Below are 21,614 nucleotides of genomic sequence, written 5' to 3'. Positions count from 1 at the left end.
GGTATATTATACTAAATTCTTCTAAAAATTTGATAATATGGCGTAGTTTGATTATGATTAATAACTATGTGGTTGTTATTTTGAAATATTTTTATCGACCACATAATAGAAATGGGAGTGAATAGAATGGGGAAAGTTACAAAAGTATATTGGATAGGCATCGCAATTGCGATTGTCTTCGTAGGTTGGGGAGTAATCATGCCTGGCAATCTCGACCAGGTTATGACGGTGTCTCAGAATTTCTTTCTTAATAAGTTCGGTTGGTTCTATCAACTAGCAGCAACGTTCTTTCTAGTCTTTGCTATCTATTTAATTTTCAGCAGATTTGGAAATATTAAGCTCGGTAAAGATACCGATAAGCCTGAGTACAGCAGACTCACCTGGTTCGCAATGTTGTTTAGCGCCGGGATGGGAATAGGGCTATTGTTCTTTGGTGTATCAGAACCAATGTCCCACTTTTCTACCCCGCCTTATGGTGAAGCAGGTACTGTAGGTGCAGCTCACCTTGCCCTTCGTTATACATACTTACACTGGGGATTCCATGCATGGGCTATTTACGCAACCATCGCTTTAGCACTTGCTTATTATAAGTTTAGAAAAGGTGCGCCAGGCCTTATGAGTGCAACACTGTATCCGTTACTTGGTGATCGTGTTAAAGGCCCAATCGGGATTACAGTAGACGTTATTGCAGTATTTGCAACGATTTTTGGAGTTGCAGCTTCACTAGGTCTAGGAGCACAACAAATTAATGGTGGATTAAGTTATTTAACGAACATCCCGAATAACTTTACTGTCCAATTGATTATAATTGCAATTATCACAGTTCTTTTTACAATTTCAGCTGGAACGGGTATCAAAAAAGGCATTAAATATTTAAGTAATACGAATATGGTACTTGCCGTTCTATTGCTCATTGTGTTCCTCATTGTAGGGCCAACCAAGTTTGTACTAGATTTATTTGTAACAACTTTTGGTGAGTATGTGCAAAATATTTTCGCAATGGGAATGCGGCTTGCACCAATGAATCAGGATAATGAGACATGGATTCAAAACTGGACAATCTTTTACTGGGCTTGGTGGATTGCATGGTCACCATTTGTAGGAACGTTCATTGCTAGGGTTTCAAAAGGCAGAACGATTAGAGAATTTATGGTAGCTGTTACAGTTGTGCCTACTATTGTTTGTGCATTTTGGTTTGGTGTTTTTGGTGGATCTGGGATTTTCTTTGATTTCACACAAGGAACAGATATTGCTGGCCAAAGCCTTGAAGCTGGATTGTTCTATCTTTATCAACAGCTTCCATTCGGCATTGTACTAACAGTTATTACTCTGTTGTTAATCGCAACTTTCTTCATTACATCTGCTGATTCTGCAACATTTGTCCTTGGTATGCAGACGACAAATGGTAGCTTGAATCCTCCTAATTTTGTTAAATTTAGCTGGGGCTTCATTCTTTCAGCATCTGCCGTTGTATTAATGATTACAGGTGGACTAGAAAGCATGCAGACAGCAATCATTGTCAGTGCATTTCCGTTAACCATTATCCTCTTATTTACTTGCTGGGGTATGATTAAATCATTCAATGAAGAAGTGCCAAGAAAGCAGAAAAGTACTGATAAGAATCCAAAAGCGAAGAAAGAAATAAAAACTGTCTAATTCACTAACCTTTGAAGTGTTCACACTTCAAAGGTTTCTTTAATTACATCTCCGTTCATTACTGATTGATAAGTGATGTTTGATCGATTGAATTCACAAAGTAGAGAGCTAAGGTTGGCAGAATAGATGAAAATTGGCTATGATAAGGGTATGTGGACTAAAAAAGAAAATAGAATCATACAAAGCTGGGTGGCTCGTTTGGCTGCTGCGGATCCCGGCAGGACCAGGTTACGTCAAGCAGTTAGAATTACAGTTAGTGTACTATCTTCAGTTATGACAATGCTGTGGTTAACTTCAATGATGGGAGTATCATTTACACCGGCAATTCTAGCGGGTGTAGTCAGTCTTGTATCACTCTTACTTGTAAATGACGACACAGAGAAAAAGAAAAAAATAACCTCAGGATTGTTGGTTATATCAAGCATTGTTGCTCTTTCAATAAGCACGTTGCTCGGTTCTATTTCCTATGTTGTAGATGGGTTGTTTTTATTAGTCATTTTCTGTGCTTATTATACTCAGCACTATGGTTTTCGTTATTTTGCAATTTTTATGGTCGCGTTCTTATCCATTTACTTTTCAACCTTATTAAAGCTTCAACCTTCAGATTTGCCTGGTTTTATAGTGGGTATTCTTGTTGGAGGAACGTATTCATATTTGTATCATTTTATTGTTCTCCGCAATCAACCTAATAAACAGCTTCGTCATAGTATGCGCTCATTCCATATTCAAACGAATCTTACATTAGACCTTGTTCTTGACGTAATTGGAGATCCTATTCCGAATAACTACAGAACACTTCTACTGAAAAGAGATGTAAAAAGGCTAAATGATTATGCCCAGGTGATTTCAAGTCAATTAACCACAACTAATCCTAGTAACGTGTGGCCAGGTATTGACTCTGAGCAATTACGGTTGTATGTATTTGATGCAGAAATGTTGATAGAAACACTCTATCCTGCTGTGAAGAGGCTTAAAGAACTTCATGCTTTAGAACATAATGAAGTAAGGAAATTATTATATAAAGTTGTCCAGTCAATAAGAGATGCGGAAGTGCTAAGAAGTCATGATATTATTGGTAATCTCAAACAGACAGAAAAAGTAATTGATGAACTAAAGGATCAACTCATACAGCTTAGGTTGACTAATCATCATAATAAAGACTGGCTTTGGCTAATTAGAAGAATTGAATCAATAGCAAACCATCTTGTTGATAGTTCTAATGAGCTTGGTGCAAGGCGAATGGCTAATATTGAGGAAGAAGAGCGGTTAGAAGATGCAGATAAAATAAAAAAGGAGAACATCAATGAAGAGGAAGAAAAAAATCCTTTCCCTCGACTTGCTACGAAGAAGGCTCTTCAAGCTTTAGCAGCTGGAGCAGTTGCGATTTTGTTTGGTGATTTATTATCACCAGCACATCAATACTGGGTTCTTCTGTCTGCTTTTGTGGTTCTACTTGGCACAGATACAGTTGGAATGACTCTCCAGAAAGCTTTTCAAAGGTCGCTTGGAACGATTTTTGGAGCCATAGCTGGCTTTGGTCTTGCTCAACTATTAGTAGGCCATGTCATTCTTGAACTTATTGCGTTATTTTGCTGTATTTTCTTGGCCTTCTACTTTCTATCAATTTCATATGCCATGATGATGTTTTGGATGACAATGTTGATTGCGATTATGTATGATTTCATTCTTGGTGGAATAACTGAACAAATTCTGCTTGCAAGAGTTTTTGATACGCTAGCAGGGGCGTTTATTGGGTTTCTTGCTGCTGCTCTCATTTATCCAAGGAAGACCCAAGAGAAAGTTTCTGATACTGCAGAAGATTTTCTTACTAAACTCAGTACATATGTATCTAATTATCTTGAGTCGTTTGAAGATCCTGAAAAAACCGCTGACTTTACTAACCAGGCATTTGGAATAGACGAAGAAATGAGGAGAATTACGGAGGATGCAAGGCCATTAAGAAATCGACCAACGATTTTTGCTAGATCTGGAATCGAACGCTGGTTAACAGTTCTGACTGCTATTAATTATTTTGCTAAACACTTGCTTGCTTCAACAAACAGAAATAACCACATTCGAATCATTGGTGGTACAGAAGACACCTTGAAACACGTTAATCGAGTGATTAAGCATAATATTGAAACATTGTTAAGCCTCTTAAAAGGTGAGCCGGGTCTTATTATGTATCATTTAAATAAAGAACGTGAACAGATTGAAGGGTTATCTGAAGATCTAACAGATGAAGATCTTGAAGTGAAAACTTTTGTGAACGATCTTTATTATGTATGGCGCATTAATCAATCTCTTCTTATTCTAGGGAAAGAGCTTGGCTCTTTGAAGAATAGAGAAGCTTCTAAAGATGAAATGGTTGATTAGTTAAACCGGAGCGAAATTAAGCTCCGGTTTTTAAATACCAAAAATAAAGAGGCAATAACTCCAAAAGTGCCTTTTATAAGTACTGAATCACAAAGGATTTTCAGGTTTACAAGAGATAAAGTAGGGAAAATAATCTTAGTAACTAGCCGAATTAAGATGTACATTCTTAGGAGGATTTCTGATGGTAAACAACAAGACTGTATTTATTACAGGTGCAGCAAGAGGAATCGGATTTGAAATAGGCGAGACATTTGCTTCAAACGGAGCGAAAGTAGTATTGTCAGATATTAATGAAGAAGGTACTGAGGAAGCGGCAAGTAACCTTAGAGACAAAGGTTATGATGTTATTGGGATCAAAGCAGATGTAACAAATGAAGAAGAAATTAAGTCTGCCATTAATAGAACTGTAGAGAAATATGGACGTCTGGATGTATTGATCAATAATGCTGGTCTTCAACATGTTTCGGCGATCGAGAATTTCCCTACAGAAAAGTTTCGCATGATGCAAGATATCATGTTGACAGCACCATTCATTGCAACAAAACATGTATTTCCAATCATGAAGAAACAAGGATTTGGGAGAATTATTAATATGGCATCAATAAATGGCGTAATCGGATTTGCTGGTAAAGCAGCATATAATAGTGCGAAACATGGTCTTATTGGATTAACCAAAGTATCAGCACTTGAAGGTGCAGAGCACGGAATTACAGTTAACGCTATGGCCCCTGGTTATGTGGATACACCATTAGTTCGAGGGCAAATGGAAGATTTAGCAAAAGAACGAGGTGTTGAATTAGAAAAGGTGCTGGAAGAAGTCATTTATCCACTCGTACCACAAAAACGACTTCTTGAGGTAAAGGAGATTGCTGACTATTCGATGTTTATTGCTAGTAATGCAGCTAAAAGCATCACTGGACAAGCACTTCTAATTGATGGAGGATATACGGCACAGTAGTTGGTAAATATTAACGAAACAGCGTCCGCATTGTATGCGGACGCTGTTTTCATTTTTCACTAAAAGCTATTTGAATCCCAATGATAGCTAGGAGTGTTCCTTTTAGGAGATTGATTCTTCTTGAAGCCTTTCCGTTTTGTGTTACAAGGGTTGAGATTACACCCGCAAATACACTAATTCCACTGAAAATAATCAATGCTTGAAGGATGAAAATGCCTCCGAGCAATACCATCTGAAGAGCAGGGTATCCTGCATGCTGATCGATGAATTGTGGAAGTAGGGCAAGAAAAAACAGAGACACCTTAGGATTCAGGATATTCATCACAATTCCTTTACGATACAAGGAAGAATATGAACGCGACTGCTGATTTTGGAGTGTTGACGTAGACGCTTTTTCGCGAAAAGCTTGATAGGCCATGAAAAGTAAATAAGCGGCGCCAAGATACTTAACGATCGAGAATGCTAGTGTTGACTGATACAAAATAGCTGATATACCTACTGCAGCAGCAGTAATATGTACAAGAAGCCCTGAACAAAGACCAAGTGATGTAGCAATACCTGCTTTTTTATTCTGAGAAATGCTTTGTGCAAGGACAAATAAATTGTCTGGTCCTGGCATCAAAGTGAGAAGTACAGCAGCGCCAAGGAATGATAATAGCAAAGAAACGTCCATAATATATGCTCCTTTCTTCGTGGTATTATCTAGTATATAAGAGGTTATTCGGTTAGAACAGGTCAAAATGGTTAATGAAACGACATTGGTTCAATTTGTGCATTCGGTATAGTTAGATAAAAATTAAGAGTGAACAGTATATTGGTAGTAGTAGGGACACTTGACAGATATCGCATTAATGGTATAATTCTGACATCTTTTGGAGTTGTTGGAGGAAGTGTCATATGAAACCGATTCTTATTGATTTCCCATTTGAATTTGAAACAGATCGCTTACATATTCGGTATCCAATGCCTGGTGACGGTAAGGCAGTTCACCAGTCTATTCAGGCCTCTATTGAAGAGTTGAAACCATGGATGCCATTTGCTCGTTCAGAGCAGACGCTAGACGATGTTGAAGCAAATATACGAGAATCGCATGCTGACTTTTTAAAAAGAACAGATTTAAGACTTCTTCTTTTTCATAAAGCTTCTGGTGAATTTATAGGTTCTTCAGGGCTTCATCGCATCGATTGGAATGTTCGTAAATTTGAAATTGGTTACTGGATGGATACCAGATATTCCGGGTATGGATTTATGACTGAAGCAGTACAAGGCATTTCAGATTTTGCATTTGATCAACTTAATGCAAAGAGAGTTGAGATACGTTGTAACACGAATAATCTCCGAAGTCGTAAAGTAGCAGAGCGAGTAAATTTTGATCTCGAAGCTATCCTTCGAAAGGATGGCATGTCTATTGATGGAAAAGAATTAATTGATACATGTGTATATGCAAAAATTAATAAATAATGCTTTACTATACTGCAAGAAATTGGTGGATTTATCCATTATTCATAATAAGAAGGAAAGACCATCAATCATCAAGAAGTAACGGATAATGAAATATAAAGTTGATGGAGGGGACAATGCGTGATTGAGCGAGCAAATATAGAGGAAAGGGATTATATTCTATCCAATTCCATTCAGTCAGTTAATGAAGGAACGACGAATCCTGGCATTGTAAAGGAAGAGAAAGCACTTCAAATTGTCTCATCTATTCTTGATCGCGGTGGATATCATCTTATTTACCGAGATGGGGATGAAATTGCAGGCTGGGTGTTGTTAGGTGAAAACACAGATTATTTCACAGAAAATAAGCATGGTTTTATTTATGATGTGTTTGTGTTTCCCAAATTTAGAGGTAAAGGATTTTCAAAAAAGCTTGTTGAGGCAAGCATAGCGAATTTTAAGGAACAAGGATATGATGAAATTCGCTTAAATGTTTATTCATCAAATTTCGCTAAGTATATTTATAAAGATATTGGCTTCAAAGAACTACAAACGATAATGGTATATAAATAGTTGTTTACTATTCTTTTCATTTATTAAAACAATGTGAAAAACAACTCATAATTAGCCTAAATGAACATGGTTCTTGGTACACTATTTTCACAGGAACTTCCCCGGTTCCTGTCCCCCTTAAAATATAAATTGTGAGCCCCATGCTTATCCCGGCATGGGGCTTTTCAAGTTTACTAAATCGTAATTGGAAAGAGGGAGTTTAATGAACTATCATTTTAATATCATGAATCAAGAAGAAGTGGAGCAAGTGATTGCGTGGGAATATGATGGAATTTATGCATTCTATGATATGCAAGCAGATATGGAAGATTTGAGAGAATTCCGGGACGTTGCAGCTGGAAATGAAAATTATTGGAGCGTCTATCAGAATGGTGGGCTCATAGGATTTTTTTGCTTTAATGAACATGAAGTAAATCAAGTTGAAATTGGCCTTGGTATGAATCCTCAAATGGTAGGTCAAGGAAATGGATTGGATTTCTTGACGGCAGGTATTCAAAAAGCAATTGATTTATATCAACCAAGTTCACTTACCATGGCTGTTGCTGAATTCAATAAGAGAGCAATTAAAGTTTATCAAAAAGCTGGATTTATTCGTACGAAAACATTTATCCAGCATACAAACGGTGGAACGTACCCCTTTATTAGCATGGAAAAAGAACTCGATTTACATAACTCTTTTTAACCCTAGGAAAAATCAACAATGTAAGCTAACATAGCCTAAACAAAAAAAGAAAAAACATAACCTGCAAGATCCTACTACATCAAGGGTATTGCAGGTTTTTCGTTAATTGTTGTATAAAAATCAAAAAGAATTTTTATTAAAAATGATCCAAAATGATCTTCCTTTCGTTAGCTAAGTGTAAAAACAAAACAAGGGGAGTGGATTTGAAGATGAGAACCGAAAAGAATATGAAGAAGAAAGTTATAGACTGGAAAAAAGGACTTCTAATAGTGCCAATTAGTTTTTCACTATTAATCCCAACATCAGGTGCTTTTGCAGATGGTCATGGTGATCATATGGACAAGCCAACAGTTGAAACGCCTGCTGCTGATCTTCGTGCAGATCTTGGTCATCTACTGAGTGAACATGCATATCTTGCAGTAGAAACAATGAGAAAGGGTGCTGAAGGAGCTGCGGATTTCGAAGCTTCTGCTGGAGCCCTAAATGAAAATACAGAAGATCTTTCTGCAGCAATTACTTCTGTTTATGGAGAAGAAGCGGGAGCTCAATTTAACGAAATTTGGAGTAATCACATTGGCTTTTTCGTAGACTATGTTAAAGCTACAGGCAACAATGATGAAGATGCGAAGCAAAAAGCGCTTGATAACTTAGAAGGCTACAAAGAAGATTTTTCTAAGTTCATTGAGAACGCAACTGGCAAGCGCCTTGAAGCGGAAACGCTAGCAAAAGGTTTACAAGGACATATTAATCAATTAATCGGATCATTTGATAGCTATGTTGCCGGAGATTATGAAATGGCATATGAGAAAGAACGTGAAGCTATTGGTCATATGCACATGGTAGCAAAAGGTTTCTCAAGCGCTATTACGGATCAATTCCCTGATAAATTCAATAACACTAAAGCAGTAACTCCAGCTTCTGACCTTCGTGCAGGGCTAGGGCATCTTCTATCTGAACATGCTGGTCTTGCTATGATGACAATGCAAAATGGTATTGATGGAACTGAAGATTTCGATGCTTCTGCAGCTGCACTAAGTGAAAACACTGATGATCTAGCAGCAGCAATTGCTTCTGTTTATGGTGAAGAAGCAGGAAATCAATTTAAAGAAATGTGGTCTGGACACATTGGTAACTTCGTAGAATATGTTCAAGCTACAGGTTCTGAAGACGAAGCAGCTAAAGAAAAAGCGCTTGAAGCTCTTGAAGCTTACCGAGCTGATTTCTCAAGCTTCCTTGAAACAGCAACAGAAGGACGATTGGAAGCGGGGGCATTATCTGAAGGATTGCAAATGCACGTAAATCAATTGATTACTGCATTTGATAGCTACACAACAGAAGATTATGATGCTGCATATAATTCCGTACGTGAAGCATATGCTCATATGTATAAACCTGCAAAAGGACTATCTGGTGCTTTTGTAAATCAATTCCCAGACAAATTTGCGATGGAAGCAATGCCAACTGATATGCCGAAAACAGGTATGGGTGGTACAGCAGATCAACAGATGCCAATTGAGTGGATTCTTGCAGCTGTACTTGCAACGATGGCAGCTACAGGCGTGGTAGTACGTAGAAAAGTGCAAAAGAACTAAGAGTGATAAACAGCTATAGTGGTATAATATAATGCCCACTTTTTGATAAAGCAATAGCCATAGTGGCTATTGCTTTTTGTATGATTTATGAAGATTTACTTGTAAGTTGCATTACAGCATAGTCATAGTAAAAAAGGTATACTTAGAATGAGATGCGTATACATAAGTAAATGAGTAAACAAAGCACAATAAAGTTCGTAACTTAGATGGTTGATTGCTACGATAAAGGAAAAGGGGGATACGAAATGAAGTGGAAATCATTACTACTAATGGGGATACTTCTTCTTATTGTTGGTTGTGGAAACGATAACGGGAGCAAGGTAGAGAATGAAGATATTCTCTCAAAAAAATGGGATGAAATTGAATCATCTGCTGAAGGAACAGAAGTCAATCTTTTTATGTGGGGAGGCGATGAGGGGATTAACCAATATATCGATGAGTGGGCAACACCTAGATTAGAAGAAGAATATAACATTACATTAAATCGTCGCCCCATGAATACCGAAGAATTTATGCAAAAGTTATTAACAGAGAAGAAGGCTGGTAAGAATAAAGGAACGATTGATGTTATTTGGATCAATGGAGCAAACTTCAAAAATGCAAAAAATAGTGATATGTTATTCGGTTCCTTTACGAATAAACTTCCGAATTTCAATGAGTACATCGGTTCAAGTGATCCGAATGCAAAATTTGACCAGGGGACGAAAATTGATGGGTTAGAAGCACCATGGGGAAATGTTCAATTTGTTTTTAATTATGATTCAAGCAAAGTAGATTCACCTCCAAACAATCTTGAAGAATTAAAGCAATGGATTAACGATCATCCAGGCAAATTTACTTATCCAAACGTTTCGGATTTCACAGGGAATACTTTTGTCAAGCATCTTCTAGTAGAAGGCGCTTCAGAAAATACTGATATCCTTGCTAAAGAGGTAAATGAAGAAGTCCTGAAAAACGCTGAAGACTACGTTTGGAATTATCTCACAGACATCAAATCTTCCCTCTGGAAGAGCGGGGAAACTTATCCCGAGTCATTAACAAAACTCGATACTTTATATAGTCAGGGTGAGGTTTGGATGACAATGGGATTCAATAGTGCAAGAGCGGAAAGTTTAATCGCTAATGGAACATTCCCTGATAGCACAAAATCTTTTATTCTTGAAAAACCCGGTTCCATCTCAAATACGCACTATCTTAGTATTCCATTTAACAGTCCTAATCCAGAAGGTGCGATGACGGTTATCAATTTTCTTGAATCACCTGAAGCGCAGATTGCGAAAATGGATCCGGAAATGTGGGGAGAAGGAACGGTGTTAAATTTCGATAAATTAAGTGAAGAAAACCAAAACAAGATAAAAAGTCTTGATCGAGGTGACAGTGTGCTTTCAACAGAAATCTTAAATCAGTACAAGCTTCCAGATTTAGATACAGGATATACGGAGTGGATAAACAATGAATGGGCAAATCAGGTTATTGAAAAATAAATGGAGGGCAGGGATTTATCTGCTACCTGCGGTGATGGCCATTCTCTTACTTGTAGGTTATGGGATGTGGTCTGCTGTTGCCCAGAGTTTCCAGGCAATTGATGGCAGTTGGACAGCTGATTCATACGTAAACTTGTTTCATAATCAACTTTTCTTCGACTCTATCTTGTTAACAATACGTGTTACAACGATCGCTACGTTTCTTGCTTTAGCGATTGGCTTAGTAATGACAAGACTGCTGTATCAGTTTTTTAAGGACTCATCTGCAAAGATACTAGTCTGGATTCCAATCCTAATTCCACATTTTGTAGCAGGTTATTTAGTTTTTTTGTTTTTCTCTCAAAGTGGATTACTTTCTTCACTACTTTTTTACTTTGGAATAATAGAGGATAGAATCGAATTTCCTATAGTTGTACAAGAACAATTTGGGATAGGAATTATTCTAACTTATGTATGGAAAGAAGTACCATTTGTTATTTTAATGCTCTTGCCAGTTTATTACGAAATAGATCATCGCTTTTCGGAAGTAGTCAGAACGCTAGGCGGTTCTAAATGGGATGCTTTTAAAACCGTTGAATGGCCATGGCTACTACCAATTATTATTGAAACAGCTGTTATTTTATTTGCCTTCGTTGCGTCGGCTTTTGAAGTCCCCTATTTACTGGGCGTTACAAGACCGGAAATGTTGCCAGTTCGGGCATATGAATGGTTTTATGATGGAGATTGGAGTAAACGTCCACTAGCTTTTTCCGCCATGATTGTTCCTGGTATAGTGGCTCTTCTTTTAGCGATTTCGTCAATTGGAGCTATACAGAAACATCGATTGAGAATGTTAAAGGGGAGAGTACGCTGATGTTTCACTCGTTAAATATAGGGAAGAAAAAGATGACAACCATTATGATTGTGTTATTATTTATTATTTTATTTATTTTGCCATTCCTAACGATTATAGTGAAAAGCTTTTCAGTTGGGTGGCGTTGGCCGGATTTACTCCCAAATGGTTTTGGTTTAGAGGGGTGGAAGATTATTTTTCGCGACCCTTCACTAATTGAAGCCATTTTTACGACAATAAAATTAGCGCTGATGGTAGTGGGATTGAATTTATTATTAGCCATTCCTGCTGCTAGAGCATTATCTACATATTCGTTTAAAGGGAAATCACTAATTGAAGCTTTTTTGCTATCTCCTATCCTAATACCAGGTATCCTACTTGCGATGGGACTTCAATTTACTTTAATTCAATATGGGTTGGCTGATCAATTGTCGGGTGTTGTATTGGTGCACTTAATTCCCACATTACCTTATGCCATTCGAATAATGAGAGCAGGCTATGAACGCTTGGGGAATGGTCTCCTAGAACAAGCCATTGTCCTCGGTGCGGGACCATTTATACGTTTTCTAACTATATCACTGCCTCTTCTTTTGCCAAGCATAAGAAGTTTAATGCTACTTACATTTGTGATATCACTTGGTCAGTATGCACTTACAGCTATCATTGGAGGAGGAGCAGTTACAACCTTACCATTATTATATTATCCTTACTTTTCAGGCTCGAATGAAGCGGTAATCGCTGGTTTTTCAATTATTTTTGCTTTATTGCCACTTCTATTTATAGGATCAGCAGAAATGTTATTAAGGCTGGTAATTCGGGCAGTTAATCGCGTTTGAAAGGAAGATGGTTTTGAACCAGCTATTGCAATGTAACACACTTAAGAAAAATTATTCGCAAACTTCTATCCTTAAAGATGTCACATTTTCTTTGGGAAAAGGAGAGCATTTTACTGTTGTCGGACCCTCGGGTTGCGGCAAAACTACACTTCTTAGATGCCTGGCTGGTTTAGAGGCAATCGATGGTGGTGATGTCATACTAAATGGAAAATCACTTGCTAAAGTAAAACCAGAAGACCGATCGATTGTTCTCATGTTTCAGGATGCCTTGCTATTTCCACATCTAACAGTAATTGAAAATGTGACATATGGATTGAAAAGAAAAAAAACATCAAAAAAAGATCGTATCAGTCAGGCCGAAGAAATGCTTGAAAAAGTGAAGTTAACTAGGTGGAAGAATGTTTATCCGCATGAACTTTCTGGTGGTCAAAAACAACGGGTATCTCTAGCCAGAGCACTGGTACTTAAACCTGATCTGCTTCTTCTTGATGAACCATTTAGTTCCCTAGATGCAACCTTGCGGGAATCCCTTAGAGGAGAAGTGAGGGAGTTGTTAAGACAGGAGAATATTTCATCGTTATTCATCACCCATGATCGAGATGAAGCGATCGAGATGGCTGATCGACTTGCTGTGATGGACAAAGGTTCGTTCATCCAAATTGGTCTTCCGTATGAAGTCGTTACAAAGCCCTCAAGCATCGAAAGTGCAATGATTATTGGGGAGGGCTTAGCTTTGGAGGAAGGTTTTATACCTCTTAACGAATTGAGTGCGGTTAATGAGAATGACCTGATAGAACCTAACGTTATTTCAATTCCTGGTAAAGTTACTGCTGTTACGATTAAGAATAATATACCATGCTATCGAGTTTCCTGGGACAAAGGTACGGTTCTTGTGCCTTCTAGAACTAAATTCCATCAAGGAGAAAGCGTCTATTTAATAGCTGATAGAGGGACTATAAGAAAGTATGTCTATAACGAAGAGCATCGGAGACAAATTCAATGACAATCAGAACTTTTTTAAAAGGATTATCCTTAACAGCCGTTCTTTTTATTATTTATTTTTTAAATCAGTATGTTTTTGACTTTCGTCCTTCCGCCATTCGTGGATGGATTTCATCGTTTGGGTTCTATGCGCCTCTTGTTTTCCTTCTGATCTGTATAGTTAGACCCTTCGTACTTTTCCCTACTTCAATTCTCTCTATTGCAGGTGGATTGGTTTTTGGTCCTTATTTAGGTACGTTACTGGTCGTAATTGGAGGATCAACGGGCGCACTCTTATTCTTTTCATTAGCTAGAAAATTAGGACTCCAAATTCTTCCAAAATCATGGCGTAGGCGCGGTGAATCACTCGAACAACGACTTTCAGAGAATGGGTTCGTTTATGTACTTCTTTTGAGATTAGTCCCATTTCTCCACTTTGACCTTGTGAGCTACGTGTGTGGGGTTTCTTCCGTAAATCGTCGGAAATACTATATGGCAACGTTACTTGGCATGCTTCCGGGGGCTCTTGCTTTAAATTTCTTAGGTGCTACTTTTCTATCAAATAATTTAGTAACCATTATGATTGCAGCAGCTGTCTTATTGTTGTTATTGCTAGCCAGTTTATATATCCGTAAGAAAGTTTTTGGATCAATGATTGAAGAAGAATTTAAATAGGAAAGGATGGTGCTTTCTTGCTCGATACACATGCTAGAAAATATGTTCAGCCCATAATGGATCGTACAGCGGACGTGTTGTTACGGGTTGGACTTAGTGCAAACCAGGTCACAATTATTTCATTCATTATAGGCGTTTCTTCTGGTTTGTTCATTTATATAGATCAATTTGTGCTGGCGATTGTTGTGCTGTGGCTTTCAGGTTTTCTTGATGCTGTTGACGGGACAATGGCCAGAAAGACCAAGCCTTCTTCCTTTGGGACTATACTAGATGTAAGCTTTGATCGAGTAGTGGAAGTTAGCGTTATCCTGGGTCTAGCTTTTCGTTTTCCAAGCTCGATGTGGGCACTACTGCTATTAAGCACTTCTATCATTTTTGCAATGACCATATTTTTGACTGTTGGAGCGGTGTCTGACAAGAAAGGAATTAAATCCTTCTATTACCAAGCAGGAGTGGCGGAGCGTACAGAAGGATTTATATTGTTTACGGCAATGATTATCTTTCATGATGTTCTAACAATACTAACGCTAATTTTTTTAGTAATTGAACTTTTTACAGCTTTCCAGCGGCTAGCTGAAGCAAAACGGATATTAGAATAGAGGAGATGACAAAGTATGCAAGAATATGACTTGATCGTTATTGGTGGAGGTTCGGGCGGATTAACTGCAGCATCTGGTGCAGCAAGTATGGGTGCAAAGGTAGCATTAATTGATGACCAGCCTGGACTCGGAGGGGATTGTTTGCATTTCGGATGTGTGCCTTCTAAGGCCTTTATTACTTCTGCTAAGGAAGTACATGCTGTCTATAAAGGCGCCGCTGAGTTCGGCCTAACTGTTAGTGGAGATGTTCTGTTTGAGCGGGCGATCGAGCGTGTAAAGGAAGCTATTGATGAAATTCAAGAAATTGATAGTGATGAACGGTTTGAAAAGCTAGGTGTCGATATTTATAGGGGTAAAGGCGCATTTAAAGATGAACATACGGTTACGGTTAATGATGAAAATCCTATTACAGGGAAGCGCATAGTGCTTTCAACTGGCTCTAGCCCTAATGTTCCTCCAATAGATGGAGTAGAAAACGTATCCTTCATTACGAATGAAACGATCTTTAATCTCGATCATCTTCCAAAAAGTGTTGTTTTCATAGGAGGAGGACCAGTTGGTCTTGAACTTGCTCAATCACTATCAAGGTTTGGATCAGATGTGACTATACTAGAAACGTCTGAATCGATTTTCAAAAAAGAAGATCATGAGATCATTCCAATTGTAACAAGAGCACTTGAGAAAGAGCTTACCTTCGTTTTCGAAGCTGATGTAATAAGGATCTCTGAGCAAAATGGCCTTAAAGTAGTGACCTATAAAGTGAACGGAGAAGAAAAAACGATTGAATCAGATGCTATTATGATGTCGACAGGAAGAAAACCAAATACAGATAAGCTTAATCTAGATGCGGCAGGTGTCGATGAAAGCGAAGGATATATTACTGTTAATGAATCTCTTCAGACAAGTCGATCTCATATCTATGCTATAGGAGATGTAAACGGTGCTTTCCCATTCACTCACGGAGCTGGAATGGAAGGGAAATTGATCGTCCAAAACGCAGTCTTTGGTTTGAAAAGAAAAGTTAATTATGATAACGTTCCTTGGGTTACTTATACGGAACCTGAAGTTTTTCATCTTGGTTTAACAGAACAAGAAGCTAAGGAAAAGCATGGAGAAGATATACGCGTATTTAAAGTTGGAACGGATGACGTAGATCGTTTCATTGCTGAGCGTAAAAAGGATGGTCTTGTTAAAGTCATTACTGATAAGAAAGGTCATATTCTTGGCGCTCATGCTGTTGGGGAAGACTCTGGTAGCTGGATGCAAGAAATTGTATTTGCAAAAGAACATGGACATAAGATTGGTGATATATCGACCGTAATTCATCCCTATCCAACCAAGGGTGCCATTCTAAATCAAGCAGCAGATATGTATTGGAGAGAAAAACTATTTGATGGGTGGTTACCTAAGGTATCTGAGAAATATATTAAATGGGTTAGGTAATTGAAAAGAGGAATTTGAATGAAGAAGCTATTGTTAATTGGAGCAGGACATGCCCATCTTCATATTATGAAGAAATTCCAGGAAGAACAACTTGATATCGAAGTAACGATTGTTTCTCCTTCAGACTATCAATATTATTCCGGGATGTTCTCAGGTTATATGGAAGGTGTATACAGTGAAGAAGACATGCGTGTTCATCTGCCTTCACTCGCCGATCTCGCAAGAATAACCTTTATAAATGGTGCTGCATTATCGATTGATGCAAAAGGTAAGGTAGTACTAACCGAAAAAGGGGATGTACTTTCTTATGATCTTCTTTCTGTGGATATAGGTTCATATACAGCAGGGATTGATGTACCAGGCGCTAGGAGTCATGCGCTACGTATTAAGCCAAATTATCGCATTGAAGAAGTGGCCAAAAAGATGTGGGAAGCTAAAAACCCCGTAGTTGTAGGAGGGGGAGCAGCAGGTATTGAAATTGCCCTTTCACTAACTGCTAGGAGGAAAAAGGAAGGTAAGAAAGCTGTTACATTAGTTTCGCACTCTACTCTCCTACAGTCATCTTCTTTAAAAGCACAATCGAAAATAGAACAAATTGCAAGAAGCCAAGAGATGCAATTATATTTGAAAGAAAAAGTAGCGAATGTAACTACAAATAGTGTCATAACTTCTATTGGCAATGAAATATCTTATGATCAATTACTATGGTTAACTGGACCAAAAGCACCTGAGTTGTTCAGAGCTTCTAAATTGCCAATTGATGAAGCTGGTTACTTACTTGTTGAAGATACATTACAGGTGAAAGAGTATCCTGCAATATTTGCAGCGGGAGATTGTGCAACGATACGTGATTATCCTGATCTTCCAAAAGCAGGTGTTGTAGCAGTTAAGCAATCAGAAGTACTCTGGGAGAATATTAAAGCTTTCTTACAAGAAAAAGATGGTGTTCGGTTTCAACCTAAGAGAGCTTATTTATCAATACTTTCAACAGGTGAAAAGAAAGGCTTGCTTTTATATGGGAAAGTCACACTCCATCATCGTCTATCGTGGAAATTGAAGAATAAAATTGATAGGCGTTTTATGGAGAAGTATAAAACAACCGAATTGTAGCTTTATTAAGTATAGAAAAGAAAGAAGCGGTTTCCGAATGTTTATGGAAACCGCTTCTTTCTACATTTTATGAATTTTTTTGTTCTTTTCTAGCTGTTTTAAAGAAAAATAATTCATAGATAACCGGTACGATTATCAATGTAAGCAATGTGGATGTAATTAATCCCCCAATGACGACAATCGCAAGGCCTTTTGAAATTAATGTACCTGATGAAGTTGTAAGAGCGAGCGGAATTAGCGCTGCAATGGTAGCAAAAGCTGTCATCAATATAGGACGGAGACGTGTTTTACCGGCTTCTACGAGCGCGTCACGGATGCTCATGCTTTTTTCATCTCGATTTTGACCAATACGATCAACTAGAACGATAGCATTGGTTGTTACAATCCCAATTAACATAAGCATCCCAATCATTGCACTTACAGAGAGGGGCTCATTAATTGCAAACAAACCAATTAATGCACCGAAAGGTACAAAGATAAGTGATGAAAGAATGATAAATGGAATCCTTGCTTTCCCAAAAGTAATTAACATGGTTAGGTATACGAGACCAATGGCAACGACCATCGCAAGGCCAAGTTGTTGGAAGGTTTGTATCGTATCATCACTACCACCACCTCCAACGACTTCAACAGATGAAGGAAGCTCTAAGTCATTGTTAACGCCATTTATTACTTCTGTTGATACCGTGCGTATATCATCACTTTCGATTTGACCGGATACACGTGCAAAAACTTTTCCATCAAGTTTTTGTATGGAAGTGACATTATCTACTTCTTTAACATCTGCTAACTCGGATAAATCTATCGGTCCTTGAGAGGTGAAAATTTGGGTTTGTTTCAGTTCGTCGATAGATTGAAGTTTCTCATCATAAGTTAATTCGATTGAACGTTCTTCCTGATCTAGATTTAGCTTTCCTACGGAAACTGGTTTTGTTTGATCAGATACTGCTCCGAGAATTTGGTAACCGGATACACCGTATTCTGCTGCTTTCTGAGGATCAATGTCTACGATCCACTGTGTTTGCTTTTCTGATAAATTATTTGATACATATTTAAGTTCGTCCTGGGTGTTTAGAAAATCCTCTACAGTATTAGAAGCTTCCTGAAGCTCATCTAAATTGCTAGAGTATAGATCAATATTAACGTTATTGTTCGAAGGTGGCCCACCTGTTTGCTGCTCCTGTATCCCTAGAGTGGCCTCAGGTGCAAGCTCTTTAGAGATGTCTTCCATTTCTTTTTGAAGGTCCTCAATCACAGCTGAGACGTTAGCTTCATCTTGTAAATTAATAAAGTAGCTTGCTTGATTTTCTCGTTTAAGACCTGTAGTAAAGTCACGACTTCCAACGCCAGCAGTCACTTCTTTAATATCATTTTTATCACTGAACATCTTTTCGAGTTCTAGGGATACTTGATTTGTTTTTTCTAGTGTTGTAGAAGACGGCAACTCAATGCTTGCAACGAGCGTTTTCTGTTCTTCGTTTGGTAGAAATGTAAAGCCTAGCTGAGGAACAATGGCAAACGATCCTCCAAGAAGAAGGAAGGAAAGGATAATAACAATGGCTTTGTGATTTAAAGATTTATGGATTAGTGTGGCATACCATCGCTGAAGTGCACCTTCTTTAGCTTCCTTAGGCACTCTTCTAAATGAATACTTAGCTAATATAGGTACAATCGTTATCGCCACAATCAGTGATGCTAATAAAGCGAAAATAATGGTTAAGGCAAATGGCAAAAAGAATTCCCCTGTAATCCCACCAACAAATCCAAGTGGGAGAAACACTACTACAGTCGTAATAGTAGAAGAGGTAATGGCTTTAAGTATTTCTTTTGTTGAGTCCAGAATAATTTCGTCGCTCATGCCTTCAGGAGATTTTCGTACTCGTCTAAATATGTTTTCAATAACAACTATACTATCATCTACTACACGTCCTACTGCTACTGCCATGCCCCCAAGTGTCATGATATTTAGTGTGATACCGAGTTGATTCATAAAGATGACAGACACAAGTAGTGATAATGGAATAGAGATAATGGCAATGAAAGTTGCTCGGAAATTACGCAGAAAAAGTAGTACCGCAATCGATGCAAAAAGAGCTCCGAGGAGTCCTTCTTTGACAAGCGTTTCAACAGACTTTTCTATCCCAGCTGCAGAATCAAAGCCGATTGCATAATCAAGTTGATCACTATATGTTTCTAGAACTTTAATAGTTTGATCAGCTACTTCAACCGTGTTGGCATCCTGTTTCTTTGTTACTGCCATAGAAAGAGAATCTTTAAGGTTGTACCTTGTTATTTCTGGACGATCAGTAATGGCATTAATTTCGGCAATATCTTTCAAAGCAATCTGAGGGCTTTGTTCAATTGAAGCCCCTTCTGAAGTAGAGAAAGGTGCACTATCACCTTGAGCTGAATTGCTGTAACTTTGCGCCTTAATCGGAAGATTTTTAAGTGAGGCTAGCGATTCAAGGTCTTCTTCAACTCTCACAGGGATTTGAACACTATCATCGGTAATGTTTCCTGCTGGGAAAGACAAGAATTTGTCATTGATTTGTTGTTTAATCGACTCAAGAGTTAACCCATTAGCGAGTGCCTTTTCACGGTCAATTGTGATTTCAACAACTTCTTCTTGCAAACCGCCAACTGATACGCTGTTAATACCTTGAATCTTATTTAGCTCAGGCATAATATCTTCTTCAACTAGATTCTGAATATCTTCTCCTTTCTCTTTAGGAAAAAGAGAAATGTTATAGATTGGAAAAGAACCGAAAGAGAAACGATTCACCTCTGGTGTTACGTTCTCAGGAAGATCAGTTTCCTTAATAAATGAATTGACCTGTTGTTCAACGTCATCCATATTAGTGTCAAAAGGAAACTCCATGTTGATAATTGAAATGCTTTCGTAAGAAGTACTTTGAACTTTTTTAACACCTTCAACAGCGCTAAATTTATCTTCTAATTTAGCTGTTACTTGCTCGTTCACATCCTGAGGGGAAGCTCCAGGGTAGACAACTTCAACCGAAAGTTGAGGGAATTCAATATTAGGAAGGAGTTCTACTTTTAAATTAGTGAATGAATAAACTCCTCCTAAAATGAGTAGAAAGGATAGAATAAAAACGGCAACAGGGTTCTTTAAACTAAACCGTGTCAAAAAGTTCATTGAACATTTCCTCCTTGGTTGATATGTGCTTATTCACATATCAAGCTTACTCATAGAAAAGTCGTATTGCAACTCCAAATGTGCAAAGATCTTGTAAAGACGTTTATAATAGAAATGAAGCAAATTGCTGAAAAGGAAATGATGATATGGCTTTACGATATGCTCTTCTAGGATTACTTACTAAAAAACCATCAACTGGATATGAGTTAACTCAACAGTTTAAAGAAACAATGATCCATTTCTGGTCAGCACATCATACTCAAATTTATCGAGAGCTAGGTAAAATGGAAAAAGAACAATTGGTAAGCTATAAAATTGTTCCACAGGAAGATTTGCCAGATAAGAAGATTTATTCGATTGAAGAGCTAGGTTATAATCAACTCATTGAATGGTTGGCACATCATACCGTTGATCCCCCAAAAATGAAAAATGAACAACTGATGCGCGTCTCATTATTTCACTTAATACCAAAAGACGAAGCGATTCAATTTCTCCAAAAAAGTAAAGAACACCATCAAATGGTACTTCATCATATGGATAGGTGGAAAGAAGATCATGGTGTTGATAAGCATATCCAAAAAGATCGATTGGGCGAATACTTAACACTTGAATACGGTAGAAGACAAATGAGAACATGGATTGAGTGGTGTGACTGGGCTATTGAGTTTATAGACGTTATTATAGAAGAGCAAGGAGAGGAGAATTAATATGAAAGTAACATTTACAGATAAAGCAATTGAGAAATTGGAACATGAACCAAAAGGTTTTCTGAAATTACACTATGACATTGAAGATTGTGGTTGTGTCGTAAATGGCGTGACTCAGCTGATACGTGAAAATGAACAAGGTAATTTTAATATGGAATTAGAATCGAATTTCAGACCAGTGCGAATTCAAGAACAATATGCTGTCTTTTTTGATGATGAATTGAAAATAGACTATCTTCCTAAACATCAGTGCTTTATGCTTAAAAGTGATAATGAAATTCTAAATCCAAGAATGAGATATATTAGTAAAGGATAAATATAGGAGGACAATAATACGTGACGTTTGCAATGTATTTTCTTATATTCTTCGTTGTATTTATGATAGTCAAAGGTATTTTGAATTTATTTAAAGGTCAAAAGATGGACCGTATTACATTAGTTGGTGGTGTGGTTCTAGCACTTATTTACAGTACGATTTTAACGATCGTAAAGGGATGAAAAAAGCACACAACA

20 protein-coding genes are annotated in these 21,614 nt (G+C 37.7%); 18 read left to right on the top strand and 2 right to left on the bottom strand.

The window, feature by feature from the left end:
- Positions 1 to 126 precede the first annotated feature (126 nt).
- From JI666_RS05035 to JI666_RS05025, 3 genes are all read left to right on the top strand, one after another.
- Positions 127 to 1,656, top strand: a complete 1,530-nt coding sequence (locus JI666_RS05035; protein ID WP_206889562.1) for a glycine betaine uptake BCCT transporter — start codon at positions 127 to 129, stop codon at positions 1,654 to 1,656.
- A 126-nt stretch (positions 1,657 to 1,782) separates the two neighbouring features.
- On the top strand, positions 1,783 to 4,032 hold the full coding sequence (locus JI666_RS05030; RefSeq protein WP_206889560.1) for an FUSC family protein: 2,250 nt from the start codon (positions 1,783 to 1,785) through the stop codon (positions 4,030 to 4,032).
- A 181-nt stretch (positions 4,033 to 4,213) separates the two neighbouring features.
- Entirely contained in the window at positions 4,214 to 4,990 is a 777-nt protein-coding gene (locus tag JI666_RS05025; RefSeq protein WP_206889558.1) for a 3-hydroxybutyrate dehydrogenase, read from the top strand.
- A gap of 49 nt (positions 4,991 to 5,039) precedes the next feature.
- Here JI666_RS05025 and JI666_RS05020 read toward each other — a convergent pair whose 3' ends face one another.
- Positions 5,040 to 5,663 (bottom strand): LysE family translocator, encoded by a 624-nt coding sequence (locus JI666_RS05020; protein ID WP_206889556.1) that lies wholly within the window; start codon positions 5,661 to 5,663, stop codon positions 5,040 to 5,042.
- Between the two features lie 224 nt (positions 5,664 to 5,887).
- Here JI666_RS05020 and JI666_RS05015 point away from each other — a divergent pair, with 224 nt between their 5' ends.
- The 12 genes from JI666_RS05015 to JI666_RS04960 all read left to right on the top strand — a co-directional run bounded on the left by JI666_RS05015 (position 5,888) and on the right by JI666_RS04960 (position 17,237).
- On the top strand, positions 5,888 to 6,451 hold the full coding sequence (locus JI666_RS05015; RefSeq protein ID WP_206889554.1) for a GNAT family N-acetyltransferase: 564 nt from the start codon (positions 5,888 to 5,890) through the stop codon (positions 6,449 to 6,451).
- Between the two features lie 120 nt (positions 6,452 to 6,571).
- On the top strand, positions 6,572 to 7,003 hold the full coding sequence (locus JI666_RS05010) for a GNAT family N-acetyltransferase (protein ID WP_048309142.1): 432 nt from the start codon (positions 6,572 to 6,574) through the stop codon (positions 7,001 to 7,003).
- A 202-nt stretch (positions 7,004 to 7,205) separates the two neighbouring features.
- Positions 7,206 to 7,685, top strand: a complete 480-nt coding sequence (locus tag JI666_RS05005) for a GNAT family N-acetyltransferase (protein WP_206889552.1) — start codon at positions 7,206 to 7,208, stop codon at positions 7,683 to 7,685.
- A gap of 209 nt (positions 7,686 to 7,894) precedes the next feature.
- A complete protein-coding gene (locus JI666_RS05000) occupies positions 7,895 to 9,277 on the top strand; it encodes a copper amine oxidase (protein ID WP_286170653.1) in 1,383 nt (460 codons plus the stop codon).
- Positions 9,278 to 9,522: 245 nt separating this feature from the next.
- Positions 9,523 to 10,761 carry an ABC transporter substrate-binding protein gene (locus JI666_RS04995; RefSeq protein WP_206889550.1) on the top strand — a complete coding sequence of 413 codons (1,239 nt, stop codon included), beginning with the start codon at positions 9,523 to 9,525 and terminating at the stop codon, positions 10,759 to 10,761.
- Positions 10,730 to 11,614, top strand: coding sequence for an ABC transporter permease subunit (locus JI666_RS04990; protein ID WP_211201441.1), 885 nt, complete (start codon positions 10,730 to 10,732; stop codon positions 11,612 to 11,614). The genes JI666_RS04995 and JI666_RS04990 overlap by 32 nt, the downstream gene beginning before the upstream one ends.
- On the top strand, positions 11,614 to 12,429 hold the full coding sequence (locus JI666_RS04985; RefSeq protein WP_286170600.1) for an ABC transporter permease: 816 nt from the start codon (positions 11,614 to 11,616) through the stop codon (positions 12,427 to 12,429). Before JI666_RS04990 ends, JI666_RS04985 begins: the two co-directional genes overlap by 1 nt.
- A 13-nt stretch (positions 12,430 to 12,442) precedes the next feature.
- Positions 12,443 to 13,432: an ABC transporter ATP-binding protein gene (locus JI666_RS04980; RefSeq protein WP_206889548.1), complete on the top strand. Its 990-nt coding sequence runs from the start codon at positions 12,443 to 12,445 to the stop codon at positions 13,430 to 13,432.
- A complete protein-coding gene (locus JI666_RS04975; protein ID WP_206889546.1) occupies positions 13,429 to 14,085 on the top strand; it encodes a TVP38/TMEM64 family protein in 657 nt (218 codons plus the stop codon). Before JI666_RS04980 ends, JI666_RS04975 begins: the two co-directional genes overlap by 4 nt.
- A 17-nt stretch (positions 14,086 to 14,102) precedes the next feature.
- A complete protein-coding gene (locus tag JI666_RS04970; RefSeq protein WP_206889544.1) occupies positions 14,103 to 14,684 on the top strand; it encodes a CDP-alcohol phosphatidyltransferase family protein in 582 nt (193 codons plus the stop codon).
- A gap of 15 nt (positions 14,685 to 14,699) precedes the next feature.
- Complete coding sequence (locus tag JI666_RS04965) at positions 14,700 to 16,127, top strand: dihydrolipoyl dehydrogenase family protein (protein WP_206889542.1); 1,428 nt, start codon at positions 14,700 to 14,702, stop codon at positions 16,125 to 16,127.
- 18 nt (positions 16,128 to 16,145) lie between these two features.
- Entirely contained in the window at positions 16,146 to 17,237 is a 1,092-nt protein-coding gene (locus JI666_RS04960) for an FAD-dependent oxidoreductase (protein WP_206889540.1), read from the top strand.
- Between the two features lie 67 nt (positions 17,238 to 17,304).
- On the opposite strand, the gene JI666_RS04955 is transcribed toward JI666_RS04960, so the two are convergent.
- Positions 17,305 to 20,394, bottom strand: coding sequence for an efflux RND transporter permease subunit (locus JI666_RS04955; protein WP_206889538.1), 3,090 nt, complete (start codon positions 20,392 to 20,394; stop codon positions 17,305 to 17,307).
- A gap of 146 nt (positions 20,395 to 20,540) precedes the next feature.
- Between JI666_RS04955 and JI666_RS04950 the strand changes: the two genes are divergently transcribed.
- From JI666_RS04950 to JI666_RS04940, 3 genes are read left to right on the top strand one after another with little or no spacing between them, the layout of a single operon-like run.
- On the top strand, positions 20,541 to 21,101 hold the full coding sequence (locus tag JI666_RS04950; RefSeq protein ID WP_206889536.1) for a PadR family transcriptional regulator: 561 nt from the start codon (positions 20,541 to 20,543) through the stop codon (positions 21,099 to 21,101).
- Position 21,102: 1 nt separating this feature from the next.
- The gene (locus tag JI666_RS04945; RefSeq protein ID WP_206889534.1) at positions 21,103 to 21,417 is read left to right on the top strand and encodes an iron-sulfur cluster biosynthesis family protein; all 315 of its coding nucleotides are present in this window, start codon (positions 21,103 to 21,105) and stop codon (positions 21,415 to 21,417) included.
- 20 nt (positions 21,418 to 21,437) lie between these two features.
- A complete protein-coding gene (locus tag JI666_RS04940) occupies positions 21,438 to 21,599 on the top strand; it encodes a hypothetical protein (protein WP_206889532.1) in 162 nt (53 codons plus the stop codon).
- Positions 21,600 to 21,614: the final 15 nt, after the last annotated feature.

The organism is Bacillus sp. NTK071 (assembly GCF_017303315.1).
GTDB lineage: Bacteria > Bacillota > Bacilli > Bacillales > Guptibacillaceae > Guptibacillus.
Note: the sequence above shows the minus strand (reverse complement) of the source record. Positions and strands in the feature narration are given on the sequence as shown.

Coding starts and splice junctions, on each gene's coding strand:
- JI666_RS04965 (WP_206889542.1), top strand. CDS start 14,700: ATGCAAGAATATGACTTGATCGTTATTGGTGGAGGTTCGGGCGGATTA.
- JI666_RS04975 (WP_206889546.1), top strand. CDS start 13,429: ATGACAATCAGAACTTTTTTAAAAGGATTATCCTTAACAGCCGTTCTT.
- JI666_RS05030 (WP_206889560.1), top strand. CDS start 1,783: ATGAAAATTGGCTATGATAAGGGTATGTGGACTAAAAAAGAAAATAGA.
- JI666_RS05000 (WP_286170653.1), top strand. CDS start 7,895: ATGAGAACCGAAAAGAATATGAAGAAGAAAGTTATAGACTGGAAAAAA.
- JI666_RS04985 (WP_286170600.1), top strand. CDS start 11,614: ATGTTTCACTCGTTAAATATAGGGAAGAAAAAGATGACAACCATTATG.
- JI666_RS04990 (WP_211201441.1), top strand. CDS start 10,730: ATGAATGGGCAAATCAGGTTATTGAAAAATAAATGGAGGGCAGGGATT.
- JI666_RS05025 (WP_206889558.1), top strand. CDS start 4,214: ATGGTAAACAACAAGACTGTATTTATTACAGGTGCAGCAAGAGGAATC.
- JI666_RS04950 (WP_206889536.1), top strand. CDS start 20,541: ATGGCTTTACGATATGCTCTTCTAGGATTACTTACTAAAAAACCATCA.
- JI666_RS04955 (WP_206889538.1), bottom strand. CDS start 20,394: ATGAACTTTTTGACACGGTTTAGTTTAAAGAACCCTGTTGCCGTTTTT.
- JI666_RS05005 (WP_206889552.1), top strand. CDS start 7,206: ATGAACTATCATTTTAATATCATGAATCAAGAAGAAGTGGAGCAAGTG.
- JI666_RS04960 (WP_206889540.1), top strand. CDS start 16,146: ATGAAGAAGCTATTGTTAATTGGAGCAGGACATGCCCATCTTCATATT.
- JI666_RS04945 (WP_206889534.1), top strand. CDS start 21,103: ATGAAAGTAACATTTACAGATAAAGCAATTGAGAAATTGGAACATGAA.
- JI666_RS04995 (WP_206889550.1), top strand. CDS start 9,523: ATGAAGTGGAAATCATTACTACTAATGGGGATACTTCTTCTTATTGTT.
- JI666_RS05035 (WP_206889562.1), top strand. CDS start 127: ATGGGGAAAGTTACAAAAGTATATTGGATAGGCATCGCAATTGCGATT.
- JI666_RS05015 (WP_206889554.1), top strand. CDS start 5,888: ATGAAACCGATTCTTATTGATTTCCCATTTGAATTTGAAACAGATCGC.
- JI666_RS05020 (WP_206889556.1), bottom strand. CDS start 5,663: ATGGACGTTTCTTTGCTATTATCATTCCTTGGCGCTGCTGTACTTCTC.